The organism is Microbacterium nymphoidis (genome assembly GCF_021044885.1).
Taxonomy (GTDB): Bacteria; Actinomycetota; Actinomycetes; order Actinomycetales; family Microbacteriaceae; genus Microbacterium; species Microbacterium nymphoidis.
This window is the reverse complement of sequence record NZ_JAJNOD010000003.1, coordinates 191,767-215,575: the sequence shown is the minus strand read 5'-3', so window position 1 is coordinate 215,575 and position 23,809 is coordinate 191,767. Positions and strand designations below refer to the sequence as shown.

At 67.6% G+C, this 23,809-nt stretch carries 20 protein-coding genes; 4 read left to right on the top strand and 16 right to left on the bottom strand.

Annotation, left to right across the window (positions count from 1 at the left end):
* Window positions 1–60 precede the first annotated feature (60 nt).
* A complete protein-coding gene (leuS, locus tag LQ566_RS12720; RefSeq protein WP_231092076.1) occupies window positions 61–2,616 on the bottom strand; it encodes a leucine--tRNA ligase in 2,556 nt (851 codons plus the stop codon).
* Window positions 2,617–2,698: 82 nt separating this feature from the next.
* Window positions 2,699–3,937, bottom strand: a complete 1,239-nt coding sequence (locus tag LQ566_RS12715) for an anthranilate synthase component I family protein (protein ID WP_231092075.1) — start codon at window positions 3,935–3,937, stop codon at window positions 2,699–2,701.
* A gap of 68 nt (window positions 3,938–4,005) precedes the next feature.
* Here LQ566_RS12715 and LQ566_RS12710 point away from each other — a divergent pair, with 68 nt between their 5' ends.
* Genes LQ566_RS12710 through LQ566_RS12700 form a run of 3 tightly spaced genes read left to right on the top strand, consistent with a single transcriptional unit; the run spans window position 4,006 to window position 6,509 of the window.
* Window positions 4,006–4,671, top strand: a complete 666-nt coding sequence (locus LQ566_RS12710) for a DedA family protein (protein ID WP_231092074.1) — start codon at window positions 4,006–4,008, stop codon at window positions 4,669–4,671.
* A 50-nt stretch (window positions 4,672–4,721) separates the two neighbouring features.
* The gene (locus LQ566_RS12705; protein ID WP_231092073.1) at window positions 4,722–5,747 is read left to right on the top strand and encodes an App1 family protein phosphatidate phosphatase; all 1,026 of its coding nucleotides are present in this window, start codon (window positions 4,722–4,724) and stop codon (window positions 5,745–5,747) included.
* A gap of 48 nt (window positions 5,748–5,795) precedes the next feature.
* Window positions 5,796–6,509: an SOS response-associated peptidase gene (locus tag LQ566_RS12700; RefSeq protein WP_231092072.1), complete on the top strand. Its 714-nt coding sequence runs from the start codon at window positions 5,796–5,798 to the stop codon at window positions 6,507–6,509.
* 62 nt (window positions 6,510–6,571) lie between these two features.
* Here LQ566_RS12700 and LQ566_RS12695 read toward each other — a convergent pair whose 3' ends face one another.
* The 5 genes from LQ566_RS12695 to LQ566_RS12675 form a co-directional block, all read right to left on the bottom strand.
* Complete coding sequence (locus LQ566_RS12695; protein ID WP_231092071.1) at window positions 6,572–6,988, bottom strand: cytochrome c oxidase subunit 4; 417 nt, start codon at window positions 6,986–6,988, stop codon at window positions 6,572–6,574.
* Window position 6,989: 1 nt separating this feature from the next.
* Window positions 6,990–8,678: an aa3-type cytochrome oxidase subunit I gene (gene ctaD / locus LQ566_RS12690; protein WP_231092145.1), complete on the bottom strand. Its 1,689-nt coding sequence runs from the start codon at window positions 8,676–8,678 to the stop codon at window positions 6,990–6,992.
* 52 nt (window positions 8,679–8,730) lie between these two features.
* Window positions 8,731–9,642 carry an aa3-type cytochrome oxidase subunit II gene (gene ctaC, locus LQ566_RS12685; RefSeq protein WP_231092070.1) on the bottom strand — a complete coding sequence of 304 codons (912 nt, stop codon included), beginning with the start codon at window positions 9,640–9,642 and terminating at the stop codon, window positions 8,731–8,733.
* 276 nt (window positions 9,643–9,918) lie between these two features.
* Complete coding sequence (gene erpA, locus LQ566_RS12680) at window positions 9,919–10,278, bottom strand: iron-sulfur cluster insertion protein ErpA (RefSeq protein WP_231092069.1); 360 nt, start codon at window positions 10,276–10,278, stop codon at window positions 9,919–9,921.
* Between the two features lie 72 nt (window positions 10,279–10,350).
* Entirely contained in the window at window positions 10,351–11,769 is a 1,419-nt protein-coding gene (locus LQ566_RS12675; protein ID WP_231092068.1) for a dipeptidase, read from the bottom strand.
* A 45-nt stretch (window positions 11,770–11,814) separates the two neighbouring features.
* Here LQ566_RS12675 and LQ566_RS12670 point away from each other — a divergent pair, with 45 nt between their 5' ends.
* Window positions 11,815–12,378 (top strand): DUF3043 domain-containing protein, encoded by a 564-nt coding sequence (locus LQ566_RS12670; RefSeq protein ID WP_231092067.1) that lies wholly within the window; start codon window positions 11,815–11,817, stop codon window positions 12,376–12,378.
* Between the two features lie 53 nt (window positions 12,379–12,431).
* Here the strand turns inward: LQ566_RS12670 and LQ566_RS12665 are convergent, their stop codons facing one another.
* The 9 genes from LQ566_RS12665 to lspA all read right to left on the bottom strand — a co-directional run bounded on the left by LQ566_RS12665 (window position 12,432) and on the right by lspA (window position 23,807).
* On the bottom strand, window positions 12,432–13,454 hold the full coding sequence (locus LQ566_RS12665; RefSeq protein ID WP_231092066.1) for a quinone-dependent dihydroorotate dehydrogenase: 1,023 nt from the start codon (window positions 13,452–13,454) through the stop codon (window positions 12,432–12,434).
* Between the two features lie 50 nt (window positions 13,455–13,504).
* Window positions 13,505–13,975 (bottom strand): transcriptional regulator NrdR, encoded by a 471-nt coding sequence (gene nrdR / locus LQ566_RS12660; RefSeq protein ID WP_231092065.1) that lies wholly within the window; start codon window positions 13,973–13,975, stop codon window positions 13,505–13,507.
* A gap of 80 nt (window positions 13,976–14,055) precedes the next feature.
* The gene (hisD, locus tag LQ566_RS12655; RefSeq protein ID WP_231092144.1) at window positions 14,056–15,360 is read right to left on the bottom strand and encodes a histidinol dehydrogenase; all 1,305 of its coding nucleotides are present in this window, start codon (window positions 15,358–15,360) and stop codon (window positions 14,056–14,058) included.
* Complete coding sequence (locus LQ566_RS12650; RefSeq protein ID WP_231092064.1) at window positions 15,357–16,727, bottom strand: hypothetical protein; 1,371 nt, start codon at window positions 16,725–16,727, stop codon at window positions 15,357–15,359. Before LQ566_RS12650 ends, hisD begins: the two co-directional genes overlap by 4 nt.
* 7 nt (window positions 16,728–16,734) lie before the next feature.
* Entirely contained in the window at window positions 16,735–20,205 is a 3,471-nt protein-coding gene (gene dnaE / locus LQ566_RS12645; protein WP_231092143.1) for a DNA polymerase III subunit alpha, read from the bottom strand.
* Window positions 20,206–20,312: 107 nt separating this feature from the next.
* Window positions 20,313–21,416 carry a hypothetical protein gene (locus LQ566_RS12640; RefSeq protein WP_231092063.1) on the bottom strand — a complete coding sequence of 368 codons (1,104 nt, stop codon included), beginning with the start codon at window positions 21,414–21,416 and terminating at the stop codon, window positions 20,313–20,315.
* Complete coding sequence (locus LQ566_RS12635; protein ID WP_231092062.1) at window positions 21,413–21,991, bottom strand: RNA polymerase sigma factor; 579 nt, start codon at window positions 21,989–21,991, stop codon at window positions 21,413–21,415. The genes LQ566_RS12640 and LQ566_RS12635 overlap by 4 nt, the downstream gene beginning before the upstream one ends.
* 65 nt (window positions 21,992–22,056) lie before the next feature.
* Window positions 22,057–22,977: an RluA family pseudouridine synthase gene (locus LQ566_RS12630; RefSeq protein ID WP_231092142.1), complete on the bottom strand. Its 921-nt coding sequence runs from the start codon at window positions 22,975–22,977 to the stop codon at window positions 22,057–22,059.
* A 2-nt stretch (window positions 22,978–22,979) separates the two neighbouring features.
* Window positions 22,980–23,807: a signal peptidase II gene (gene lspA, locus LQ566_RS17695; protein ID WP_308070943.1), complete on the bottom strand. Its 828-nt coding sequence runs from the start codon at window positions 23,805–23,807 to the stop codon at window positions 22,980–22,982.
* Between the last annotated feature and the right edge of the window lie 2 nt (window positions 23,808–23,809).

The window sequence follows — 23,809 nt, the reverse complement described above, 5'->3', positions numbered from 1 at the left end:
TCTCCCACGACGAGGCCCCTCCCGGATTCCGGGAGGGGCCTCGTCCATGCGGATCCGCCATCACTTGGTGGCGAAGCTCACCACCTTGGGGGCCCGCACGATCGCGCGCACGATCTCGCGACCGTCCAGGGCGCGCTTCACCTTCTCATCGGCGCGGGCGAGAGCTTCGAGCTCTTCCGGGCTGATCTTCGCCGAGACCGAGAGCGTTCCCCGAACCTTGCCGTCGATCTGCACGACCGCCGTGACCTCGTCCTCGACCAGCAGGGACGGGTCGGCATCGCGCCACGGGACGAGACCGACGAAGGGCTCATGGCCCAGCACGGACCACATCTCCTCGGCCACATACGGTGCCACCAGATCCAGGACCAGCGCGACCGCCTCGGTGGCCTCGCGAACAGCCGGATCCGCCGCGCCGGCACCCGAGTCGACGGTCTTGCGGGTGATGTTGACGAGCTCCATCAGGCGCGCGACCACGACGTTGAACTTCGTCTGGTCGACCAGGCCCGCAACCTCAGCCCACAGCTTGTGCGTCGCGCGGCGCAGCGCGGCGTCTCCGCCCGCGAAGGCGACATCGACCGGGCTCGACACATCGTGCGCGAGGCGGAGAGCACGGGAGAGGAACTTGTACGCGCCGGTCGTGGACACGTCGTTCCAGTCCTTGTCGTCCTCCACCGGACCGGCGAATGCCAGAGCGGTGCGGACGACATCCGGGCCGTGCTCACCGAGCTCCTCGTTGAAGAGCACCAGGTTTCCCTTGGACTTGCTCATCTTGGAGCCGTCCAGCAGCACCATGCCCTGGTTGATCAGGCGCGAGAACGGCTCGGTGAAATCGATCAGGCCCATGTCGTAGAAGACCTTGGTGAGGAAGCGCGCGTACAGCAGGTGCAGGATGGCGTGCTCCACCCCGCCGATGTAGCTGTCCACCGGCGCCCAGGCGCTCGCAGCGAGGCTCGGGAAGGCCTGCACGTCGCTGTTCGGGTCCAGGAAGCGCAGGAAGTACCACGAGCTGTCCACGAAGGTGTCCATCGTGTCCGGGTCACGCAGTGCCGGCTCACCCGTCTCGGGGTCGGTCGTGGTCACCCACTCGGTGGCGGCGCCCAGCGGCGAGGTTCCCTTGGGCTTCAGATCCAGGCCCTCCGCAGACGGCAGGCGCACCGGGAGCTGGTCTGCGGGCACCTTGACGATGCGTCCGTCCTCGGTGTGGATCATCGGGATCGGCGTGCCCCAGAACCGCTGACGGGAGATCAGCCAGTCACGCAGGCGGAAGGTGGTGGTCGCACGACCCGTGCCCGCAGCCTCGAGCTCGGCGGTGACCCGCTCGATCGCGTGCTTCTTGCTGAGCCCGTTGAGCGAGCCGGAGTTGATCATCCGGCCTTCACCGGTGAGGGCGATCCCGGTCTGTGCGGGATCGATGGACGCGAGCTCGACGACCTCGGCCTCGGGATCGACCACCTCGATCACGCCGGTGGCCGATGCGGTGGTGTCGACGACGACGGAGATCGGCAGGCCGAACTTCCGCGCGAAGTCCAGGTCGCGCTGATCGTGCGCCGGTACGGCCATGACCGCGCCGTGACCGTAGTCGGCCAGCACGTAGTCGGCGGCCCAGATCGGCAGGCGCTCGCCGTTCACGGGATTGACGGCGTACCGCTCCAGGAAGACCCCGGTCTTCTCCCGGTCGGTCGCCTGTCGCTCGATCTCGGTGGAGCGACCGACCTCTTCCAGATACGCCTGGAAGCGCATCCGCGCTTCGCTGGAGGCGCCCGCCACCAGTTCGGCAGCCAGGTCGGAGTCGGGGGCGACCACCATGAAGGTCGCTCCGTGCAGGGTGTCGGGGCGGGTCGAGAAGACGGTGACCTTCTCGTCGCGTCCCTCGATCTCGAAGTCGATGTCGGCGCCGGTGGAGCGACCGATCCAGTTGCGCTGCATCTGCAGCACCTTGCTCGGCCATGCCCCCTCGAGCTGGTTCAGGTCATCGAGCAGGCGGTCGGCGTACTCGGTGATCTTGAAGTACCACTGCGTCAGCTTCTTCTTGACCACGATGGCGCCGCAGCGCTCACACCGCCCGTCGACCACCTGCTCATTGGCGAGCACGGTCTGGTCGTTGGGGCACCAGTTGACCGGCGATTCCTTGCGGTACGCGAGGCCCCGGTCGAACAGCTGCTGGAAGATCCACTGATTCCAGTGGTAGTACTCCGGATCGGAGGTGTGCAGCTCACGGCTCCAGTCGAAGGACATCCCGTACTGGCGGAATGCCGCCCTCTGCTGGTCGATGTTGGCGTACGTCCACTCCCGCGGGTCGGCGCCCCGCTTGATGGCGGCGTTCTCCGCCGGCAGGCCGAACGAGTCCCACCCGATCGGGTTCAGGACGTTGTGCCCGCGGTGACGCCAGAAGCGGGCGACGATGTCGGAGTACAGGTAGTTCTCCGCGTGGCCCATGTGCAGATCGCCGGAGGGGTACGGGAACATCGCCAGGATGTACTTCTTGGGACGCGTGTCCTCGTCGCCGCCGGCACGGAACGGGTCGTGCTGGTCCCAGAGCGCCTGCCACTTCGCCTGAAGCGCGTGCGGGTCGAAGCCGCTGGCGTCGGGGGAATCGGACTGCGTGACCTGGGACACGGATGACACCTCACTGAATGGGATGGTTTCGCGCGATGTGCGCATCCATCCAGGTTACCGCGCCGGGCCGGTCCTCCCGCCCTCACCAGCCCTCGGGCAGCGCGGCGCCGACAGCCGCCAGCGGCGTGCGCGCCTTGATGCCCACTTCGGCCACCTCGTCGGGGATGATCGACCCCCAGGTGATGCCGCCGCCGGCGCCCACGCTGGCAGATGCGGGGCCGATCACCACGGTGCGAATGGTCATTGCGAGATCGGACGACCCGTTCGCGCCGATCCAGCCGAAGCAGCCGGCGTACAAGCCACGCGGTTCGCGCTCCAGGCCCGCGAGGATCGTCATCGCCGACAGCTTCGGTGCGCCGGTCATGGAACCCGCGGGGAACACCGCCGCCAGCAGTTCACCGACGGTCAGGTGAGCGCGCAGACGCCCCTCGACCGTGCTCACCAGCTGATGCACCGTCGGATAGCTCTCCACCTCCCAGAGCCCGCGCACGCGGACGGATCCCGTCTCGCAGACGCGTGAGAGGTCATTGCGCATGAGATCGACGATCATGACGTTCTCTGCGCGTTCCTTCTCCGACGCGTGCAGCTGCGCCGCGAGTTCTGCATCACGGTCCGGGTCCGCGCTGCGCGCTCGCGTGCCCTTGATGGGCCGGGTGGTGACGATCCCGTCGTCCACCCCGAGGAACTTCTCCGGAGAGATGCTGACCAGGCTCGTCTGCCCCACCCGCAGGAACCCGCCGTGATGCGAGGCCGCGGCCCGGCGCAGGCGCCGATGGATCGCGACGGCGTCATGGCGTCCGGGGACCTCGAACCGAGTGGTGAGGCAGAGCTGGTAGGCGTCGCCGAGACGGATCGACTCACGGCACTGCGCGACGAGGTCGGCGTACTCGCCGGGGGTCGTGCGCGCTCGCGCCGGTCCGGTCGCGGCCGCCTCCGGCATCGCCGCGACCGGCGCGGCCTCCAGCACGCGCGCGCGGAAGCCGGCATCGCCGTGGATGCGCATGACCCGCGTGTCGTGGTCGAAGACCACGGCCTCGGTCACGCGCAACCACAGCGGCTGGTGCTCCGGGGTGACATCGGGGACACCCGTCCACCGCGCTCCGCTCTCGTAGTCCAGCGCGCCGACCCAGGCCGGGACATCCGGGGCGGGGCCGGGGACGATGCGTGTACGCGCCACCTCGTCCCAGGCGACGGCCGTTCCCCACCCCAGGACGGACCGTCCGGCGACGGCATCGGGACCGGCATCGAGCCAGAAGAGGTCGCCGCCGTCGCGCGCAAGATCGGCGAACACGGCCTCGGGATCGATCCAGTGGTGCGTCACCGCTCCACCCTAGACGCTCGTGATCTTTCGTCTGCGAGTCTTCAGCTTCGGTGTTCTAGGCTTCCTCTGTGAACGACGTCGTCTCCGCGATCCTGGAGTGGGTGCAGTCGGTTGATCCGGTCCTGCGCACGATCATCGCGGGCGTCGCGATCATGCTGGAGACCAGCGTCCTGGTCGGACTGATCGTTCCCGGCGACACCATCGTCATCGTCGCGGCCTCCGCCACCACGGGCCTCCCGGAGCGGCTCGTACTCACCGTCGTGATCATCATCGGGGCCCTGATCGGCGAGAGCGTCGGCTACGCTCTCGGCCACTGGCTCGGCCCGAAGATCCGTCAGTCGTGGGTCGGGCGAAAGCTCGGCGAGAAGAACTGGACGCGCGCGGAACGCTACCTGAATCGTCGCGGCGGCCCTGCGGTACTGCTCAGCCGCTTCCTTCCGGTGCTGCATTCGCTGGTTCCCCTCACCGCGGGGATGAGCGGGTTCGGCTATCGGCGATTCCTCGCCTGGACGCTGCCGGCCTGCACGATCTGGTCGGCGCTCTACGTCACCATCACGGCCGTCGCCACGGAGACGTACAAGGGACTCAGCGATCGCATCCACGGCGCCGGCTACATCTTCGTCGCCATCATCGCGTTCTTCCTCGTCGTCGTGTTCGTGGCCAAGAAGGTGATCGAGCGCAACGAGCGCCGTCACCTCCAGGACGACCCGCCGGGGCCCACCGGCCAGGACTGATCCCCCGCGAACATCGATCCGCGAGCCGACGACGTGACAGACTGGACGTGATGGCCTCCCCCGAATCCGATGTGCCCGCGAAGATCCACCCCTTCGCGCGTGTCGAGTACCGCTACCACGCCTGGCGCGAGCGGCGGGCCCGTGAGCGGGGCCTGCGGGCAACGATCACCCCGTTTCCCGGATACGGCGGTTCCGGATGGGTCCGCGTCCTCGGCCGAGTGCTGATCCTGCCCAAGAAACGTCCGAGCGACTCCGGCGAGTTCGCCAGCGTGCGGGGGTGGCGCAGCTTCGTGGGCATCCCGGTGGGTTTCGCGCAGGTGCGCATCACGATCGGCGGCGTCAGCCACGAGATCGTCACCGACCGCGGCGGTGTGGTGGACGTGGTCATCCCCGCGGATCTCGAGCCGGGGTGGCAGCGGTTCCAGATGTCCGTCGAAGACGGCGCCCCCGTCGATGCCACGGCGTTCACCGTCTCCCCCGACACCCACTTCGGTGTGGTGTCCGACGTCGATGACACGGTCATGGTCACCGCGCTGCCGCGCCCGCTGGTGGCTGCGTGGAACTCCTTCGTCGTGAACGAGCACGCGCGCCTGCCGGTACCCGGGATGGCAGTGATGCTCGAGCGGCTCGTCCGCACGCACCCCGGAGCGCCGATGATCTACCTCTCCACCGGAGCCTGGAACATCGCGCCCATGCTCGCACGGTTCCAGAAGCGTCACCTGTTCCCGCGCGGATCGATGCTCCTCACCGACTGGGGACCGACGCACGACCGGATGTTCCGCAGCGGCCAGCAGCACAAGCGCGACAACCTGGAGCGCCTGGCGCGCGAGTTCCCCCAGATCCGGTGGCTGCTGATCGGCGATGACGGGCAGCACGACGACGCGATCTACACCGCGTTCGCCAAGGAACACCCGGAGAACGTTGCAGCAGTAGCGATCCGGCGGCTCTCCGCGACCGAGGCCGTGCTGGCCGGTGGACGCACCCTCGTGGACGACCACTCCACCATCCCGTGGATCAGCGCGTCCGATGGCGCCGGGCTTCTGCAGCAGTTGCGCGAGCACGGCATCGCTTCCTGAGCCGCGCTGCGACACCGCAACGTCGGTGCCCGGTCCTAGGCTGGGAGCATGTGCGGACGTTTCGTCGTAGCTGAAGTCGGATCCGAGCTCGTCTCGGTCCTCCGAGTCGATCTGGTGGCCGAGAATCTCCCGGCGCCGTCCTGGAACGTCGCTCCCACGGCGCAGGCAGCGATCGTGCTGGATTCGGTGAAGACCGAGCCGCCCACGCGCCGTCTGGAGAGCGCGCGCTGGGGTCTCGTCCCCTCCTGGGCGAAGGACCCTTCGGTCGGAGCCCGCGCGTTCAACGCGCGATCCGAGGAGCTCGAGGACAAGCCGATGTTCCGCAGCGCCTTCGAGAACCGCCGCGCCGTCATCCCCGCGAGCGGGTACTACGAGTGGCACACGGGCCCGGAGGGCAAGCAGCCGTACTACATTCACCCCGCAGACGATGAACCGCTGTTCTTCGCGGGGCTGTACGAGTGGTGGCGCGACCCCGCGAAGGCCGATGACGATCCCACGCGCTGGCTGCTGAGCTTCACCATCCTGACGCGCGCTTCCGCCGGTCCGCTCGCCGACATCCATGACCGCATGCCCGTGGTTCTGGACGTCGACTACGCCGATGCCTGGCTGGATCCCACCGTCGACTACCAGCGGGACGTGCTGCAGGCCGCATATGATGCCGCACCCGAGTTGTCGGACACGTTCGAGATCCGTCCGGTCGGATCAGCCGTCGGCAACGTCCGAAACGACTCGCCCTCCCTCATCCTGCCGCTGCCCGCCTGAACAGCAGCGAACGCACAATGGCCGCCCCGAAGGGCGGCCATTATGCGTTCCAGCTCGTTCGCTCAGCGAGCGAAGTAGCCGCGGTAGTACTCGTAGACCCAGCCGACGATGGCGATGGCGAAGATCGCGATGCCGACCGGCAGAAGGAACTGCCCGACCGCGAGGCCGACCATGAAGACGGCGGCGGAGAAGGCGAGGACCAGCGGCCACCACGACCACGGGCTGAACTCACCGAGCTCGGGGTCCCCGTCATCGATGTCAGCGGTCAGCGAGTCCTCGGGCAGGACGCCGCCCGTGGACTTGTTCACGCGGCCGAGATACCAGGCCACCATCACGGCCATGAAGAACGAGAACAGCAGCGCAACGGTGCCGACCCACTCCACACCACCGTGGTCGACGACGTTCCAGACGGTGTACGTGCCCGCGACGACCAGGAAGAAGACGCCGAGGATGTACCAGAGGTTGACGTTGGATTTCACGTTACTTCGCCTCTCCAGCAGTGACCGCGTCGGCTGCCGTGGGAACGAAGCCCTCAGCTGCCTCGGGGTGGTTCAGATCGAATGCCGGTCGCTCCGAACGGATGCGCGGGATCGACGTGAAGTTGTGACGCGGCGGCGGGCAGGACGTGGCCCACTCGAGCGATCCGCCGTAACCCCACGGGTCGTTGACGGTGACCTTCGGCGCCTTGCGAGCGGTGATCCAGACGTTCAGGAAGAACGGGATCATCGACGCACCGAGGATCACGGCACCAATGGTGGACACCTGGTTCTGCCAGGTCCAGCCGTCGAACTCCGAGTAGTCGGCGTAACGACGCGGCATGCCGTCGACGCCCAGCCAGTGCTGGATGAGGAACGTCATGTGGAAGCCGATGAACAGCATCCAGAAGTGGACGTAGCCGAGACGCTCATTGAGCATGCGTCCGGTCCACTTCGGCCACCAGAAGTAGAAGCCGGCGAACATGGCGAACACGACGGTGCCGAACACGACGTAGTGGAAGTGCGCCACGACGAAGTACGAGTCACTGAGCGCGAAGTCCAGCGGCGGCGAGGCCAGGATCACACCGGTGAGACCACCGAAGACGAAGGAGACCAGGAAGCCGAGGGCGAACACCATGGGTGTCTCGAAGGTGATCGATCCGCGCCACATCGTTCCGATCCAGTTGAAGATCTTCACACCGGTCGGCACCGCGATGAGCATCGTCATCAGCGCGAAGAACGGCAGGAGGACGGCGCCGGTGACGTACATGTGGTGAGCCCACACGGCCACCGAGAGCGCAGCGATCGCGATGGTCGCGTAGATCAGCGTCTTGTACCCGAAGATCGGCTTGCGGCTGAACACCGGGAAGATCTCCGAGACGATGCCGAAGAACGGCAGGGCGATGATGTACACCTCGGGGTGACCGAAGAACCAGAACAGGTGCTGCCAGAGCAGGACGCCGCCGTTGGCCGGGTCGTAGACGTGCGATCCGAGGATGCGGTCTGCGGCAGCGGCGAACATGGCCGCGGCCAGCACGGGGAAGGCCATCAGGATCAGGAGGCTGGTGACCAGCGTGTTCCACGAGAAGATCGACATGCGCCACATGGTCATGCCCGGGGCACGCATCGTGATGATGGTCGTGATGAAGTTCACGGCACCGAGGATCGTGCCGAAACCGCTCATACCCAGACCGACCATCCAGAGGTTTCCTCCGGCGCCGGGCGAGAACGAGGCGTTCGCCAGCGGCTGGTAGGCGAACCATCCGAACGAGGCGGCTCCCTGCGGGGTGAGGAATCCGGCGACCGCGATGATGGAGCCGAACAGGAACAGCCACAGCGCGAAGGCGTTCAGACGCGGGAAGGCCACATCCGGCGCTCCCAGCTGAAGCGGCAGGATCGCGTTCGCGAAGCCCGCGAACAGCGGCGTCGCGAACATCAGCAGCATGATCGTGCCATGCATCGTGAAGAGCTGGTTGTACTGCTCCTTGGTGGGCACGATCTGCATGCCCGGAGCGAACAGCTCGGCGCGGATGATGAGGGCCATCACACCGCCGAGGAGGAAGAAGATCACCGAGGCGATGAGGTACATGTACCCGATCGTCTTGTGGTCAGTGGACGTGATCCACTTGACGAGGATGTTGCCCTTCTGCTCCACCCGGGTGCTGCTCATCAGTGCTGCCTGACGAGGCGGCATCGTGGTGGGACGGACGCTCTCAGCCGGCGTGGGCTCGACGGTCGTCGTCATGTCAGTGTTCCTCCTCGCTGGAGTGCGCCCCGGTGCCGGGGAGGTTGGAGAGGCGGTCGTACTCGTCCTGGATCGAGCCGGTCTGGCCCTTCTCCTTCAGGGATGCGAGGTAGTCCTCGTACTCGGCGTCGCTGACGACCTTGACGTTGAACAGCATCATCGAGTGGTACTCGCCACAGAGCTCGGCGCACTTGCCCTGGTAGGTCCCCTCACGCGTGGGGGTGAACGACCAGAAGTTGTCGCGACCGATGTAGAGGTCCTTCTTGTACAGGAAGTCGATGATCCAGAAGGAGTGGGCCACATCACGCGACTCGAGCTGGATCTTCACCGTCTTGTTGACGGGAAGGTACAGCGTGGGAAGCGCGTCCTGGTTGACGTTGCCGTCCTTGTCGGGCTGGGCCTGAACGCCCATGCTCCAGACGTCGTCCGAACCGTCGGCCGAGTCACCCTGGTACTCGAAGTCCCAGGCCCACTGCTTGCCCGTGGCGATGACGGAAACGTCGGGGTCCTCGTACTGCGTCTCCAGGATCGCCTGGTCGCGTGCGGTGAAGAAGAAGAAGCCGACGACCAGGATCAACGGGACGATCGTGTAGAAGATCTCGATCGGCATGTTGTAGCGCATCTGCACGGGCAGGCCAGTCTGGCCCTTGCGGCGACGGTAGGCCACGGCCGCGAAGAGCATGAGCGCCCACGTGATCGCACCGACCACGAGCAGGACGATCCACGAGGTGGTCCAGAGGCCGGACACCATCTCGGTGTGGTTGGTGGCAGGAGGCAGCGCATTACCGCTGTCGTCCATGAAGCCGGGCAGGAAACCGTTGAGCTCCTGCGGCGTGCAGCCGGCAAGAACGAGGGCGCCTGCGCCCAGCCCGACGGGGAGGGCGGCCCAGCGGAGGTGACGTTTGGACGGCACGATGCACCTTTCGGATCGCTAATCAGTCAACTCTCAGTCTAGAGCAACCTCACACGCTGTTCAGGCCATCCGTCCAGCGGTTCGCCGTTTTGCCGACATCCTGTCGGCGTGTTCGGCTCGGATCCGAGTGCACTCCCCCGGCGCGTCGCGCGAGGAGGCTCGCTTCGCCCGTGGAATCGCCTGTCCCGTCACGATCGGATAACGCGCGTCCGTGCACGAAATGACGATCGGCGCCGGCCCCGTGCGGGGTCGACGCCGATCGTGGGGGGTGCGGATTCAGTGGAAGCTGTCACCGCACGCGCAGCTGCCTGCAGCGTTCGGGTTGTCGATGGTGAAGCCCTGCTCGCTGATCGTGTCCTTGAAGTCGATGGCCGCGCCGTCCAGGTACGGCACCGACATGTTGTCCACGATGACCTCGACGCCGTCGAAGTCGACGGTCTCGTCGCCCTCGAGGTAGCGCTCGTCGAAGTAGAGCTGGTAGATCAGGCCGGAGCATCCGCCGGGCTGGACGGCGACGCGCAGACGAAGATCGTCACGCCCCTCCTGCTCCAGCAGGCTCTTCACCTTGGCGGAGGCCGCCGTGGTGAGGGTGACGCCGTGCGCCGGCGCCTGCGTGTCCAGGGTGGTGTCCGTCATGGTTCCTCCAAAGCGTGTCGCCGCGTTCGGGCTGTGTCGATTCTACCGGCGCGTCCGCAGCTGCGGGCCGATTCAGGCGGTTCGTTCGTTCAGGCGGTTCAGCAGCAGCGCCTCGGTGGCGATCGCGTTGGCGAACGTCTCCAGGTGCAGCGACTCGTTCGGGCTGTGCGCACGGGCGTGCGGGTCCTCCACACCGGTCACCAGGATCTGCGCTTCGGGGAAGTCACGCACGAGGTCGGCGATGAAGGGAATCGAGCCGCCCACACCGAAGTCGACCGGGGCCCGGCCGTATCCGTCGTGCATCGCGCCTCGCGCGATGTCGACGGCGTAGCCGCTGGTGTCGACGAGGAACCCGTCCCCACAGTCGACGTCGCTGAAGGTGAGCTCGGCGCCGAACGGAGCGTGGGCGCGCAGGTGCGCCTCCAGGGCGGCGTAGGCATCCTGGGCCCGCTGCCCCGGTGCCACACGGGAGGAGATCACCACGGTCACCTCTGGTGAGATGGTGTTGGAGGCGTTGGCCACCGAGGTGAAGTCGATGCCTGTGACGGTGACGGACGGCTTGTTCCAGATGCGGCTGAGGATCGTGCCGTCGCCGATGGGTGAGACGCCCGGGAGCAGCCCGGCCTCATCGCGCAACGTCTCCTCGGAGTAGTCCGGCGTCTCTGCGTCGCGCACCGTGAGGCCCTCGACCGCGACCGCGCCGTTCTCGTCCCAGAGCGTGCCGAGCAGCTTGATCGTGGCGAGCATGGCGTCGGGCACCGCTCCCCCGAACATCCCGGAATGCGAGGCGTGCTCCAGGGTGCGCACCGTCAGGGTGAAACGCGCGTTGCCACGCAGCGAAACGGTGAGCGCCGGGGTGTGCGAGTCCCAGTTGCCGGAGTCGGCGACGACGATCACGTCCGCGCGCAGAGCATCGGCGTTGTCCTGCAGGAACTGCGCGAACGATCGTGATCCGTACTCCTCCTCGCCCTCGATGAACATCGCGATACCGAGATCGAAGTCCGCTCCCGCCGATTCCACCAGCGCACGGATGGCGGCGATGTGAGCCATGATGCCGGCCTTGTCGTCGGCTGCGCCGCGACCGTAGAGGCGCCCGTCACGCACGGTGGGCTCGAACGGCGGGGTGTCCCACAGCGCCTCATCTCCCGGAGGCTGCACGTCGTGGTGCGCGTAGAGGAGGATGGTGGGCTTGCCGTTGCGGGCGGCGCGGGTGGCGAGCACCGCGGGCTGCCCGTGCTCGTCGGTTCCGGGAATCGCCGCCGTCGTCACGCGAACCGAATCGAACACTCCCGTGCCTTCGGCGAGTTCGGCGACGGCGGCAGCGCTGCGCTGCAACTGCGTCTGATCGAAGGCGGGCCAGGCGATGGACGGGATCCGAACCAGGCCGCCGAGGTCGGCGAGCGCTGCAGGCACACCGGCGCGTGCCGCGGCGAGGATGGCGGAATCGGAGTCGGACAGCGTTTCGGGGTGCGGATGCTGCTCAGAGGTCATGCGGGTAATCTTAGAAGGGTTCCCGACGACGACGAGAGGTCATCCGTGGCGCAGAAAGCCGAAACCCCCACCCCTGACGAGGCAGCGACGCCCGCCGTCGGCAAGGGGCGTGCGACGCCCTCCCGCGCCGAGCAGGAGGCCGCGCGCCGCCGTCCCCTCGCGCCCGACACCAAGGAGGCCAAGGCCGCAGCACGCGCCCGCCTCAACGAGCAGCGCAACCGCGCCCGTGACGGCATGGCCAACGGCGAGGAGAAGTATCTGCCTGCCCGCGACAAGGGTCCCCAGAAGCGCTGGGCCCGCGATTACGTCGACGCCGGCTTCCACCTCGGCGAGTTCGTGATGCCGATCATGATCCTCGTGCTGCTGACGTCGATGATCCCGGTGACCGAGGTCTACTACATCGCCTTCATGGTCCTCTTCGTCTACGTGCTGCTCATGATCGGCGACATGCTGATCCTCGCTCGCAATGTCAAGAAGAAGCTCGCGGCGAAGTACGGTGCGGACCGTCTCGAGCGCGGTCTCGGCTGGTACTCGGCGATGCGATCCATGCAGATGCGTTTCATCCGTCTGCCGAAGCCTCAGGTGAAGCGCGGCCAGTACCCCGCGTGAGCAAACTGAACGGAGGGCCCCGATCCGCGTGGATCGGGGCCCTCCGTCTTCCCTCAGTGAGCGGCGAGGGCCCGGTTGAGCTTGCGGCCCCAGAACGGGCCCTCGTAGATGAACGCGCTGTAGCCCTGCACGAGGGTGGCGCCGGCCGCCAGCCGCTCGCGGACATCCGCACCGGTCTCGACGCCGCCGACGGAGATCACGCAGAAGTCCTCGGGGACAGCCGAACGCACCGTGCGCAGCACCTCCAGCGAGCGAGCCTTAAGCGGAGCGCCGGACAATCCACCCGCACCGGCTGCCTCGACGACCGCGGCATCGGTGCGCAGGCCCTCACGCGAGATCGTGGTGTTCGTGGCGATGATTCCGGCCAGCCCTTCGCGCACCGCGAGGCGGGCGATCCCCGTGATCTCGTCGTCGGTGAGATCGGGCGCGATCTTGACGAGCACGGGCGTGTCGCCAGCCGCCTCGCGCACCGCCTGCAGCAGCGGCGCGAGTGTCTCGACAGCCTGCAGACCGCGAAGGCCCGGTGTGTTCGGTGACGACACATTGACCGCGAGGTAGTCGGCGTGCGGGGCGACGAGACTCGCGCTGCGGACGTAGTCGGCGGTGGCATCGTCGACGTCCACCACTCGGCTCTTGCCGATGTTGGCGCCGATCACGATGTCGGGGGTGCGCCGGCGGAGCTTCTCGAGCTGGTGCGCCGCGGCCGCAGCTCCGTGGTTGTTGAAGCCCATGCGGTTCACGATGGCCCGGTCCGGGATCAGGCGGAACAGGCGCGGACGCGGGTTGCCCTCCTGGGCGATGGCCGTGACGGTTCCCACCTCGACGTGCCCGAATCCGAGGGCAGCCAGCCCGCGCACCATCCGGACATCCTTGTCGAAGCCGGCGGCGATACCGAACGGCGAGGGGAACCACAGCCCGAGGGCCTTGGTACGTGTCGACGCCGCGGGACGGGTGAGAGCACGGGCGATCCAGGAGAACGGCGGCAGACCGATCAGGCGGATGACCGGATTGACGAGATGGTGCGCCGTCTCGGGATCGAGCTTCGAGAAGAACACGCGGAAGGCGAAGGCATACATCGCCTTCCAGATTACCGGCGACGCGGATGCGCATCCGCCACGGTGATGCGTCAGTCGGCCGCGCGCACCGGCCGCGCGTGGTCCGCGCGCAGATCCGTGATCGCGGCCTCGAAATCCTCGAGGGACTCGAAGGCCTGGTAGACGCTGGCGAAGCGGAGGTACGCCACCTCGTCGAGCTCGCGCAGCGGCTGCAGGATGGCGAGACCGATCTCGTTCGCGTCGATCTGGCTCTGGCCGGTCTGGCGCACGGCCTCCTCCACCCGCTGGGCGAGCAGTGCGAGGTCGGCGTCGGTGACGGGGCGGCCCTGGCAGGCCTTGCGGACACCGGAGACGACCTTGTCACGGCTGAACGGCTCGATCGCGCCGGAGCGCTTGATCACGCCGAGGCTCGCGGTCTCCAGCGTGGAGAATCGTCCTCCGCACTCGGGACACTGACGACGACGACGGATCGAGAGACCGTCATCGCTGGTACGCGAATCGATCACGCGGGAATCGGAATGGCGGCAGAACGGGCAATGCATGGCTTCCACAGAATACGGCACACGCGGGTGCGCGCCGTCCCACCCGGGACGGCGCGCACCGAACTGCCAGGATCCGCGTGTCAGGCGAAGCGTGCGGTGACCGCCTCGCCGTGCGCCGGCAGGTCCTCGGCGTTTGCCATGGCCACGATGTCGGAGTGCACCGCTTCCAGCGCCTCGCGGGAGTACTCGATGATCTGCTGCGGTCGCAGGAACGTGTGCGCGCCGAGGCCCGCGGCGAAGCGGGAGGAGCCGGCGGTCGGCAGGACGTGGTTCGAGCCGGCGAGGTAGTCGCCCAGGCTCACCGGCGACGAGGGTCCGATGAAGAGCGCGCCCGCGTTGGTGTATCCGGCGGCCGCGGCGGCGGCGTCACGGATGTGAAGCTCCAGGTGCTCCGGGCCGTAGGCGTTGCTGACGGCGCACGCGGCCTCGGGCGAGTCGACCAGCACGATCGCGGACTGCGGACCGGCCAGTGCGGCTCGAACGCGCTCCGCGTGCTTGGTGCTTCCCACCCGCGCGTCGACCGCAGCGACGACGGCGTCGGCGAGCGCCGGAGAGTCGGTGACGAGCACCGCGCCTGCCTGCTCGTCGTGCTCGGCCTGGCTGACCAGGTCGGCGGCAACGAGCGCGGCGTCGGCGGTGTCGTCGGCCACGACGAGGATTTCCGTGGCGCCGGCTTCGGCGTCGATGCCCACCGTGCCGGAGACCACGCGCTTGGCGGCGGCCACGAAGTTGTTTCCCGGTCCGGTCACCACGTCCACCGGGTTCAGGCCGAGCGCGGAGACGCCGTGGGCGAGGGCGCCGATGGCACCCGCGCCGCCCACCGCATAGACCTCCTCGATGCCGAGGAGCGCCGCCGCAGCCAGGATGGTCGGGTGGACACGGCCCCCGTGCTCGCGCTGCGGTGGCGATGCCAGCGCGATGGAGGTCACACCTGCCACCTGAGCGGGGACGACGTTCATGACGACGCTCGAGGACAGCGCAGCCTTACCGCCCGGGACGTAGACGCCCACGCGGTTGACCGGCTGCCAGCGCTGCGTGACGCGGGCACCGTCAGCGATCTCGGTCACCTGCGGCGCGGGAACCTGCGCCGCAGAGGCCAGACGCACCCGGCGGATGGACTCCTCCAGTGCTGCCCGCACGGCGGGATCGACGCTCGCGAGCGCCTCATCCAGCTGCTCACGCGGCACGCGGATGGCGTGACCTTCGACTCCGTCGAAGCGCGCCGCCTGCTCGCGGAGGGCTTCCTCACCACGCGCGCGTACGTCTGCGACGATCTCCGCCGCGACAACCTGCGCGTTCGCATGCGCGTCGGCGCCCCGGGGGACCACGGCGAGAAGTTCTGCGGGCGAGAGCTGCTGCCCGCGCAGGTCGATGGTGCGCATCAGTTTCTGATCACTCCGGTCAGGTCGGTGAGGAGTCCCACGCGCCCGTCCGCAGAGCGGACCAGCAGGCGGTCCCCGCGGTCTTCAAGGGCGAGCGTCCATGCGGACGGTCCCACGGGGAACATCGGACGACCCAACGGATCGACCGCGATGCGCTCCTCGGGGACGAGGATCCAGAAGCCCCGGTGCGCCGGAGATTCGGAACCGCTTCCTGCCCGGTCGCCCTCAGACTCCGTCTTCGCGTCGACACCTCCCGCGACTGCGGGCGCGTCCATCGGGGAGCCGGGGGCCGGGGCGGCCTCCCCCATGCTATCCGCCACGGGAGCGGCACCCGTCCGGTGACCGTCATCGGCCGACGCGGAGCCGAAGGCCGCGGCGATGCCGTGGCCATCGTCGATTCGTGGGGACGTGAGAGAGGCCTCGTCCATTCCGCTTCCGATCACACGTGGGACCGGATGCCGAAACGGACCGGCAGCGGGGAACATGGTGACCGCACGAACCGAAGGCACCACGCCACGCGCGGCGTCCCCCGCGCTGACGAGGATCGCGTCGGTGCCGGCGACGGCTCTCTCCCCAGCTCGCGGGCGCAGCGGCCGATCGGACGGATGGGCGAGGGCGGCCGGCCTGGTCGTGAAGTCTTCGCGCAGCCCCGGGATCAGCGAACCGGCCAGCCCGATCGCCACGAACCCGACGGCCAGCAGACATCCGAACCAGGCCACGGGGCCCAGCGTCATCACGTTGAGCCACCCCAGCAGCGCGCTGACGGATGCGGCCGCGATGAATGCGTCGACGCTGAACATGCCGACCCGCACCTGCGGCGCCCAGCAGCGACGCACGACGGTGAGGACGACGGCGCCGGCCGGCAGGGCGATGATCATCACCCAGAGCACGCCGAGAGCGATCACCGGATGATAGGGCCCGGGCGAGACCGAGACGAACCCGGCTGCGAGTTGCGCGAGACCCAGGACGACCACGAGCACCTCACGCAGCGTGAAGGTGCCGACCCGGAGCGGCTGGCGCGGCGGTGCGGCGACGACAGCGCTGAGATCGACCAGACTCTGCCACGGGTCGCCGGACGGGCGCGCATCAGCGGACGAAGGCGCCGTCGGTGCCGCCGTGGCTGAGGTGGGAGCGGCGGAGGCCGCAGAGCCCGGTCCAGCCGTCGAGCGCTCTGAGGGGAGAGATCGCGACCGCTGGGCATCTCGCGCCTGTCCTGCAGCTCGGCGCCGCGCTCTCACCCGCTGCGGCGGAGCCGGGTTCGCCGCGGGACGCGCGCCGTCCATGTCGACCGGCGCGGGCACGCCACCCGGCGGTGACGGCGGCAGGGGTGCATAGGGGTTGCGGAACTCTCCGCCTGAGGAATCAGTCACCGTCTTCTCACCCCAGGCACTGCGGGCCGAGCAGCGATTTGAGCTCGCCGAACAGTTCTGCCGTGAGGCCGACGGAGTACGGCAGATCGAAGACCTTGGCGCTGCGTCCGCGGTGCATCTTCAGGATCACGTCCGTGTCCCCCGCGTTTCGGCGCAGGATGTCGGCGAGTTCCATCATCGCCCGCTCCGTCGCGCGTGCTTCCGAGAGCACCAGGGTGAGCTCTGAGCTGGCATCGAGGGAGCCGACGTCCGGTGTCATGGCGGATTGTGCGTGGATGTTCATACCGTCGTCGCGCCGGGAGACCCGGCCACGGACCGCGAGGATCGAGTCGGCTTGGAGCGCGTGCTGGAACTCCAGGTAGGTCTTCCCCATGAACATGACCGTGATCTCACCGGAGAAGTCCTCGACCGTGATCATGCCGTAGGGGTTGCCGCTGGCCTTGGCCACACGGTGCTGCACGCTGGTGACGAGTCCCGCCACGGTGACCTGATCGCCGTCGTTGATGTCCTCGCTGCTGAGCAGCGTCTCGATCCCGATGGACGCGTGCTTGGCGAGGGCCATCTCCAATCCCGCCAGCGGGTGATCGGAGACGTAGAGGCCGAGCATCTCGCGCTCGAACGCCAGCTTGTCCTTCTTCGTCCACTCCGGTCGCTCCGGGACGTAGGAGGTGGTGGAGGTCTCGTCCTCGCCCAGCAGGCTGTCGAAGTCGAAGCCGATCGCCCCGGTGGCGGCCTTGCGTTTGTCGGCCACCGCAGCATCGACCGCGTCCTCGTGGATCTCCATCAGGGCGCGGCGGGTATAGCCCATCGAGTCGAAAGCGCCTGCCTTGATCAGCGATTCCACGGTGCGCTTGTTGGCTGCATGGGCGGGAACGCGCTTGAGGAAGTCGTGGAATGAGAGGTACGGACCGTCGGCGCGGGCCTCGACGATTCCATCCACCACGTTGGAGCCGACGTTGCGCACCGCTCCGAGGCCGAAGCGGATGTCCTCACCGACGGCGGCGAAGTACTTGATGGACTGCGAGACATCCGGTGGCAGCACCTTGATGCCCATCCGGCGGCACTCGTTGAGATACAGGGCCATCTTGTCCTTGGAGTCGCCGACGCTGGTGAGCAGCGCCGCCATGTACTCGGCGGGATAGTGGGCTTTGAGGTATGCCGTCCAGTACGAGACCAGGCCGTAGGCGGCGGAGTGGGCTTTGTTGAAGGCGTAGTCCGAGAACGGGAGCAGGATGTCCCAGAGCGCCTTGATGGCGCCCTCGCCGAAGCCGCGCTCCACCATGCCGTCGTGGAAGCCCTCGTACTGCTTGTCCAGCTCCGACTTCTTCTTCTTACCCATCGCCCGGCGGAGGATGTCTGCCTGCCCGAGAGAGAAGCCCGCCACGCGCTGGGCGATGGCCATGACCTGCTCCTGGTAGATGATCAGACCGTAGCTGATGTCCAGGATGTCCTTCAGCGGCTCCTCGAGCTCCGGGTGGATCGGGGTGACCGGCTGCAGACCGTTCTTGCGCAGGGCGTAGTTGGTGTGCGAGTTGGCGCCCATCGGCCCCGGACGATACAGCGCGATGACGGCGGAGACGTCTTCGAAGTTGTCCGGCTTCATGAGCCGGAGCAGTGAGCGCATGGGCCCGCCATCGAGCTGGAAGACACCGAGTGTGTCACCGCGGGCCAGCAGGTCGTAGGACGCCTTGTCGTCGAGCGGGAGGTGTTCGAGATCGAGCGTCTCCCCCCGGTTCGCGGTGATGTTGTCCAGCGCATCGGAGATGATCGTGAGGTTTCGCAGCCCCAGGAAGTCCATCTTGATCAAGCCGAGCGATTCGCACGCCGGGTAGTCGAACTGGGTGACGATCTGGCCATCCTGCTCGCGCTTCATGATGGGGATGATGTCGATCAGGGGGTCCGAGGACATGATCACACCGGCAGCGTGCACACCCCACTGTCGCTTGAGGTTCTCGATGCCCAGTGCGGTGTCGAACACCGTCTTGGCCTCGGGGTCGCTGTCCACGACCGCGCGGAACTCGCTCGCCTCCTTGTAGCGCGGGTGCTCCGGGTCGTACATGCCGGTCAGCGGCATGTCCTTTCCCATCACCGCCGGGGGCATCGCCTTGGTGAGCTTCTCCCCCATGCTGAAGGGGAAGCCGAGCACGCGGCCGGCGTCCTTGAGGGCCTGCTTGGCCTTGATCGTGCCGTAGGTGACGATCTGCGCGACGCGCGCATCGCCGTACTTCTCGGTGACGTAGTTGATCACCTCGGTGCGGCGACGGTCGTCGAAGTCGACGTCGAAGTCGGGCATCGACACGCGATCGGGGTTCAGGAAGCGCTCGAAGATGAGGCCGTGCGGCAGCGGGTCGAGGTCTGTGATCCGCATCGCATAGGCAGCCATGGAGCCTGCACCGGAGCCACGACCGGGACCCACCCGGATGCCGTTGTCCTTGGCCCAGTTGATGAAGTCGGCGACCACAAGGAAGTAGCCGGGGAACTTCATCTGGGTGATGATGCCCACCTCGTAGTCGGCCTGCTTGCGCACGTCATCCGGGATGCCGTCCGGGTAGCGGTAGTGCAGTCCCTTCTCGACCTCCTTGATGAACCAGCTCTCCTCCGTCTCCCCTTCGGGAACCGGGAATCGAGGCATGTAGTTCGCCTCGGTGTCGAACTCCACGTTGCAGCGCTCCGCGATCAGCAGCGTGCTTTCGACGGCCTCCGGGTGATCGCGGAACAGATCGCGCATCTCGGCCGCGGACTTCAGGTAGTAGCCGTCTCCGTCGAACTTGAACCGCTTCGGATCGTCCAGAGTGGAGCCGGACTGCACGCACAGCAGAGCGGCGTGAGCATCCGCATCGTGCCGGTGCGTGTAGTGAAGGTCGTTGGTGCCGACGAGCGGGATGTTGAGGTCCTTCGCGATCTTCAGCAGATCGCCCATGATCCGGCGCTCGATGTCCAGGCCGTGATCCATGATCTCGGCGAAGTAGTTCTCCTTGCCGAAGATGTCCTGGAACTCCGCGGCGGCCGCCCGCGCCTCGTTGTACTGCCCCAGTCGCAGACGCGTCTGGATCTCCCCCGACGGACAGCCGGTCGTGGCGATGAGGCCCTCATGGTAGGTGTTCAGCAGCTCACGGTCCATGCGGGGCTTGAAGTAGTAGCCCTCGATGCTGGAGAGCGAGCTCAACCGGAACAGGTTGTGCATACCGGTGTTGTTCTCGGCCCAGATCGTCATGTGCGTATAGGCACCGGATCCGGAGACATCATCGGACTGCTGCTCGGCCGTACCCCACCGGATTCGCGTCTTGTCGCTGCGGTGGGTGCCGGGGGTGACGTACGCCTCGATGCCGATGATCGGCTTCACGCCGCCGGCCTTCGCGGTCTTGTAGAACTCGAAGGCTCCGAAGGTGTTGCCGTGATCGGTCACGGCGATGGCCGGCATGCCCTGTTTCTCGGCCTCCGCGACCATCGCCCCGAGGCGCGCCGCCCCGTCCAGCATGGAGTATTCGCTGTGGACGTGGAGGTGCACGAAGGAGTCGCTTGTCACCCTCCGAGCCTACCGGCCGCCGCGGACATGCGAGCCGGCGGCGGGCGGCTCACCGCGCGTCAGTAGGCGGTATCGGGCGCCGAGTCCACGAACGTCCCGCTCAGCTCACGATGGAGGTCGGGAATGTCGTCAGGCGTGCCGAGCAGCAACGACGCCCGCCCCCACCACCAGTCGGAGGCGACGACTTGCCCTGTCTCGGTGTCGATGGTCAGCCGGAACCGCTTGCCCGGCTCAGGGGTCGGCTCGCGCCACTCGATGACGGCCGTCCCTGCGGAGGATTCCAGCAGTTCGGCATCCGGCAAGAGCCGTGCAGCTTCGAACAACGCCGCCTGGAGATCAGCCGGCGCGTACCCCATGCAGAGCGTGTGCAGGATCACCCACCCCGCATCGTCGCCGCGTTCCTGGGTGATTAGGTCCAGCAGCGCCTGCGGGTCGCGCGGAAGATCCGCGAAGCGCGAGGGCCGCAGCACGTAGTACGCCCAGTTGGGCAGGTAGCTGGACGCCTGCCCGATAGAGTTCGAGAAGTCGGGCACCGGGGTCGCGCGATCTTCACGCCCCCACAGGGCCTCTCGTGTCGGTGTGCCCGCCACCTGCCTGATCCAGGTGCCATCGCCTTCCATCGGCAGATACAGATTCCATCTCATCGTGTCGAGAGTCGCGACATCGACGTACTCCGGATCCGCCAGATCACCGAGACTCGTGCCGTCTTCGGTGTGACCCTCCTGCGTCAGCGCGGTCTCGGTGACCTCGACACGGCGAAATCCCGAAGTCGGCACTGCCGACGACGCAGCGGCCTGCGCGGCCTGCGCCAGCACGCCCGTCACCGTGGGCGGTGCGGGTGCGGGCTGCGTCGTCGGCGCGGGCGTCGCCGTCGGCTGTGCCGGCGGATCGGTCGGCGTCGGAGACGATATCGGCACAGGCGCCGATTCGGTCACAGCCATCGGCGCGGGAGCGGGTGCCGGGTTCAGCGCGAGCACGGTCACCGTTCCGGCGACGGCGGCCGTGGCGGTGGCAACCAGACCCACGCGTAGCGCCAACCGCCCGCGCGGCGCCGGGCGCCGGGTGAGCTCCTGAAGGAGCACCGCTCTGTTGCGCCGAAGACGCTGCTCGTCGGCTTCATCCGACGGCAGGATCCGCCGCAGGTCGTCCAGGATGTCGTTCATTCCGTGCCCTCCGATTCTGTGCTGACCAACGCGGCGCGCGGAACGCCATGTGCGGCGATGTGACGTCTGACCCGGTTCAGCCGGGAGCGGATCGTGCCGAGGGGCACACCGAGTGCCCGAGCGATCTCGTCGTACGTCAGCTCGCCGGTCGCGTACAGCAGAAGTGCTTCGCGATCACGCCTCGACAACGACCCGATCGCGGGCGCCAGCCGAGCGAGTTCCCGGCGAGCGTCCAGCGCCCTATCCGATCCCTCGGTGTCGTCGCCCGGCTCCTCTCGCCAGGCGGGAAGCTGCGCCAGCACACGCCAATGGCGCGCCTCTTGGGCACGATGCCGGCGCACCATGTTGGACGCGATGCCGAACAGCCACGGCAGGGCGCTCTCCTGACGCAGGTCATAGGCGCTCAGCCGGCGAAAGGCGGTGAGGAACGTCTCATTGACGATGTCGTCCGCCGCATGTTCGCCCACCCGCCGGATCGCGAAACCCGTGATCGGCCGTGCATGCCGGTCGTACAGCTCGGCGAAGGCCCGCGCGTCGTCGCGGGATCTCCGGATGATGTCACTGTCTGTGCTCACACCAGTGCTTCACTCGCAGGACCGCGATGGTTCATACACAGATTCCCGGGCGTGTCGCACACCAACTACGTCGAGGCGAGAATGTCCAGCGCGTGCTGCAAATCGGCGGGATAGGGCGACTCGAAGGTGACCCAGTCACCGGTTCCCGGATGCTCGAACGCCAGGCGATGTGCATGCAGCCACTGCCGGCCGAGGCCGAGCCGCGCGGCGAGCTTCGGATCCCCGCCGTAGAGCGGATCGCCGACCAGGGGGTGCTTCATCGCCGCCATGTGAACCCGGATCTGGTGCGTGCGCCCGGTCTCCAGGTGGATCTCCAGCAGCGAAGCGCCGACGAAGGCCTCGAGGGTCTCGTAGTGCGTGACGGAGTCTTTCCCCTCGGGACGCACGGCGAACTTCCACGAGTGTGCGGGATGCCGTCCGATCGGAGCATCGATGGTTCCTGCCAGCGGATCGAGGTAGCCCTGCGCGATGGCGTGGTAGACCTTCTCGACGGTGCGATCCTTGAACGCGCGTTTGAGCAGGGTGTACGCACGTTCGGACTTCGCGACCACCATGAGCCCGCTGGTTCCGGCATCGAGGCGATGCACGACCCCCTGGCGCTCCGGTGCTCCGGAGGTCGCGATGCGGAAGCCGGCGGCGGCGAGCGCGCCCACGACCGTGGGGCCGTCCCACCCCAACGAGGGATGGGCGGCCACGCCCGCGGGCTTGTCCACGACGACGATGTCGTCATCGTCGTGGATGATCCCCAGCTCGGGGACCGCTGTGGGCACGACCTCCAGGTCGCGCTTGGGCTCCCACGCCACATCGAGACGGGCACCCGCCCCCACGCGGTCGGACTTGCCTACGGGGCGGCCGTCCACGAACACGCCACCGGACTCCGCGATCTCCGCAGCGAATGTGCGGGACACGTCGATGAGTCGCGCCAGCACGGCGTCGACGCGCGATCCGTCCGCGTCGCCGTCGATGACGAACGAGCGTGACTCCACGCTCACGCGTCGTGACGCGCCGGAAGGGTGTCCGGGTTCCCGGGGGCGCTCTCGGTAGCGGTGTCCGCGGCGTCGGCGTCCTGGGCGTCGACGTCCGACAGCTCCTCGGCGACGGCGGCCTGCTCTTCGGCGAGGGCTTCGGCCTCAGCCTCTTCGCGACGGTTCTCGGTCATCTTCGTGGTCCCTTCCGACGTCGACTGCGCGGCCAAGCGGTCACGGCGCTCGCGTCGACTCTCATAGCGATCCTCGTCGTCGATCGCCCCGAGCACCAGTCCGCTCCCCGTGGCCTGCACGCTCGCTTCAGCGGCATCGGGCTTCGCTTCGCGCGTGCCGTCCATGCGAACGCCGACGAGCACGATGATCGCGATCGAGATCATGCTGGTCACGATGAACATGTCCGCCACGTTGTAGATGGCGGGCATCATCCATGGCGTGTTGATGAAGTCGACCACGTGTCCGACGAGGAATCCGGGTGCGCGGAACAGGCGGTCGGTGAGATTGCCGAGCACGCCGCCCAGCAGAGCGCCGAGAACCACGGCCCAGAGCCGGGACTTCACGCGCGTGAACATCAGCACGATGATCGCGATGGCGACGCCGGCCAGGGCCAGCGAGAAGATCCAGGTGACGCCCTCGCCCATCGAGAACGCGGCACCGGGGTTGAAGGTCAGCGTGAAGCGGAGGAACTCGCCGATGACGTTGACCCACACCCCTTCCTGCAGGTTCTGCAGGACGAGGTGCTTGGTGAACTGGTCGGCGGCCAGCGCCACCACCGCGATGATCGCGATGATCGCACTGGCCGCCGCCCGAGGAAGTGGCTTCCTGACGGTCATCC

What these genes read in the sequence shown, in the direction of transcription:
- nrdR (WP_231092065.1), bottom strand. Translation starts at nt 13,975, where the DNA reads ATGCATTGCCCGTTCTGCCGCCATTCCGATTCCCGCGTGATCGATTCG.
- ctaD (WP_231092145.1), bottom strand. Translation starts at nt 8,678, where the DNA reads ATGCCGCCTCGTCAGGCAGCACTGATGAGCAGCACCCGGGTGGAGCAG.
- lspA (WP_308070943.1), bottom strand. Translation starts at nt 23,807, where the DNA reads ATGACCGTCAGGAAGCCACTTCCTCGGGCGGCGGCCAGTGCGATCATC.
- LQ566_RS12675 (WP_231092068.1), bottom strand. Translation starts at nt 11,769, where the DNA reads ATGACCTCTGAGCAGCATCCGCACCCCGAAACGCTGTCCGACTCCGAT.
- LQ566_RS12665 (WP_231092066.1), bottom strand. Translation starts at nt 13,454, where the DNA reads ATGTATGCCTTCGCCTTCCGCGTGTTCTTCTCGAAGCTCGATCCCGAG.
- erpA (WP_231092069.1), bottom strand. Translation starts at nt 10,278, where the DNA reads ATGACGGACACCACCCTGGACACGCAGGCGCCGGCGCACGGCGTCACC.
- LQ566_RS12640 (WP_231092063.1), bottom strand. Translation starts at nt 21,416, where the DNA reads ATGAACGACATCCTGGACGACCTGCGGCGGATCCTGCCGTCGGATGAA.
- LQ566_RS12700 (WP_231092072.1), top strand. Translation starts at nt 5,796, where the DNA reads ATGTGCGGACGTTTCGTCGTAGCTGAAGTCGGATCCGAGCTCGTCTCG.
- dnaE (WP_231092143.1), bottom strand. Translation starts at nt 20,205, where the DNA reads ATGCTGGACGGGGCGGCGCGCCTCGGGGCGATGGTCGCGGAGGCCGAG.
- LQ566_RS12705 (WP_231092073.1), top strand. Translation starts at nt 4,722, where the DNA reads ATGGCCTCCCCCGAATCCGATGTGCCCGCGAAGATCCACCCCTTCGCG.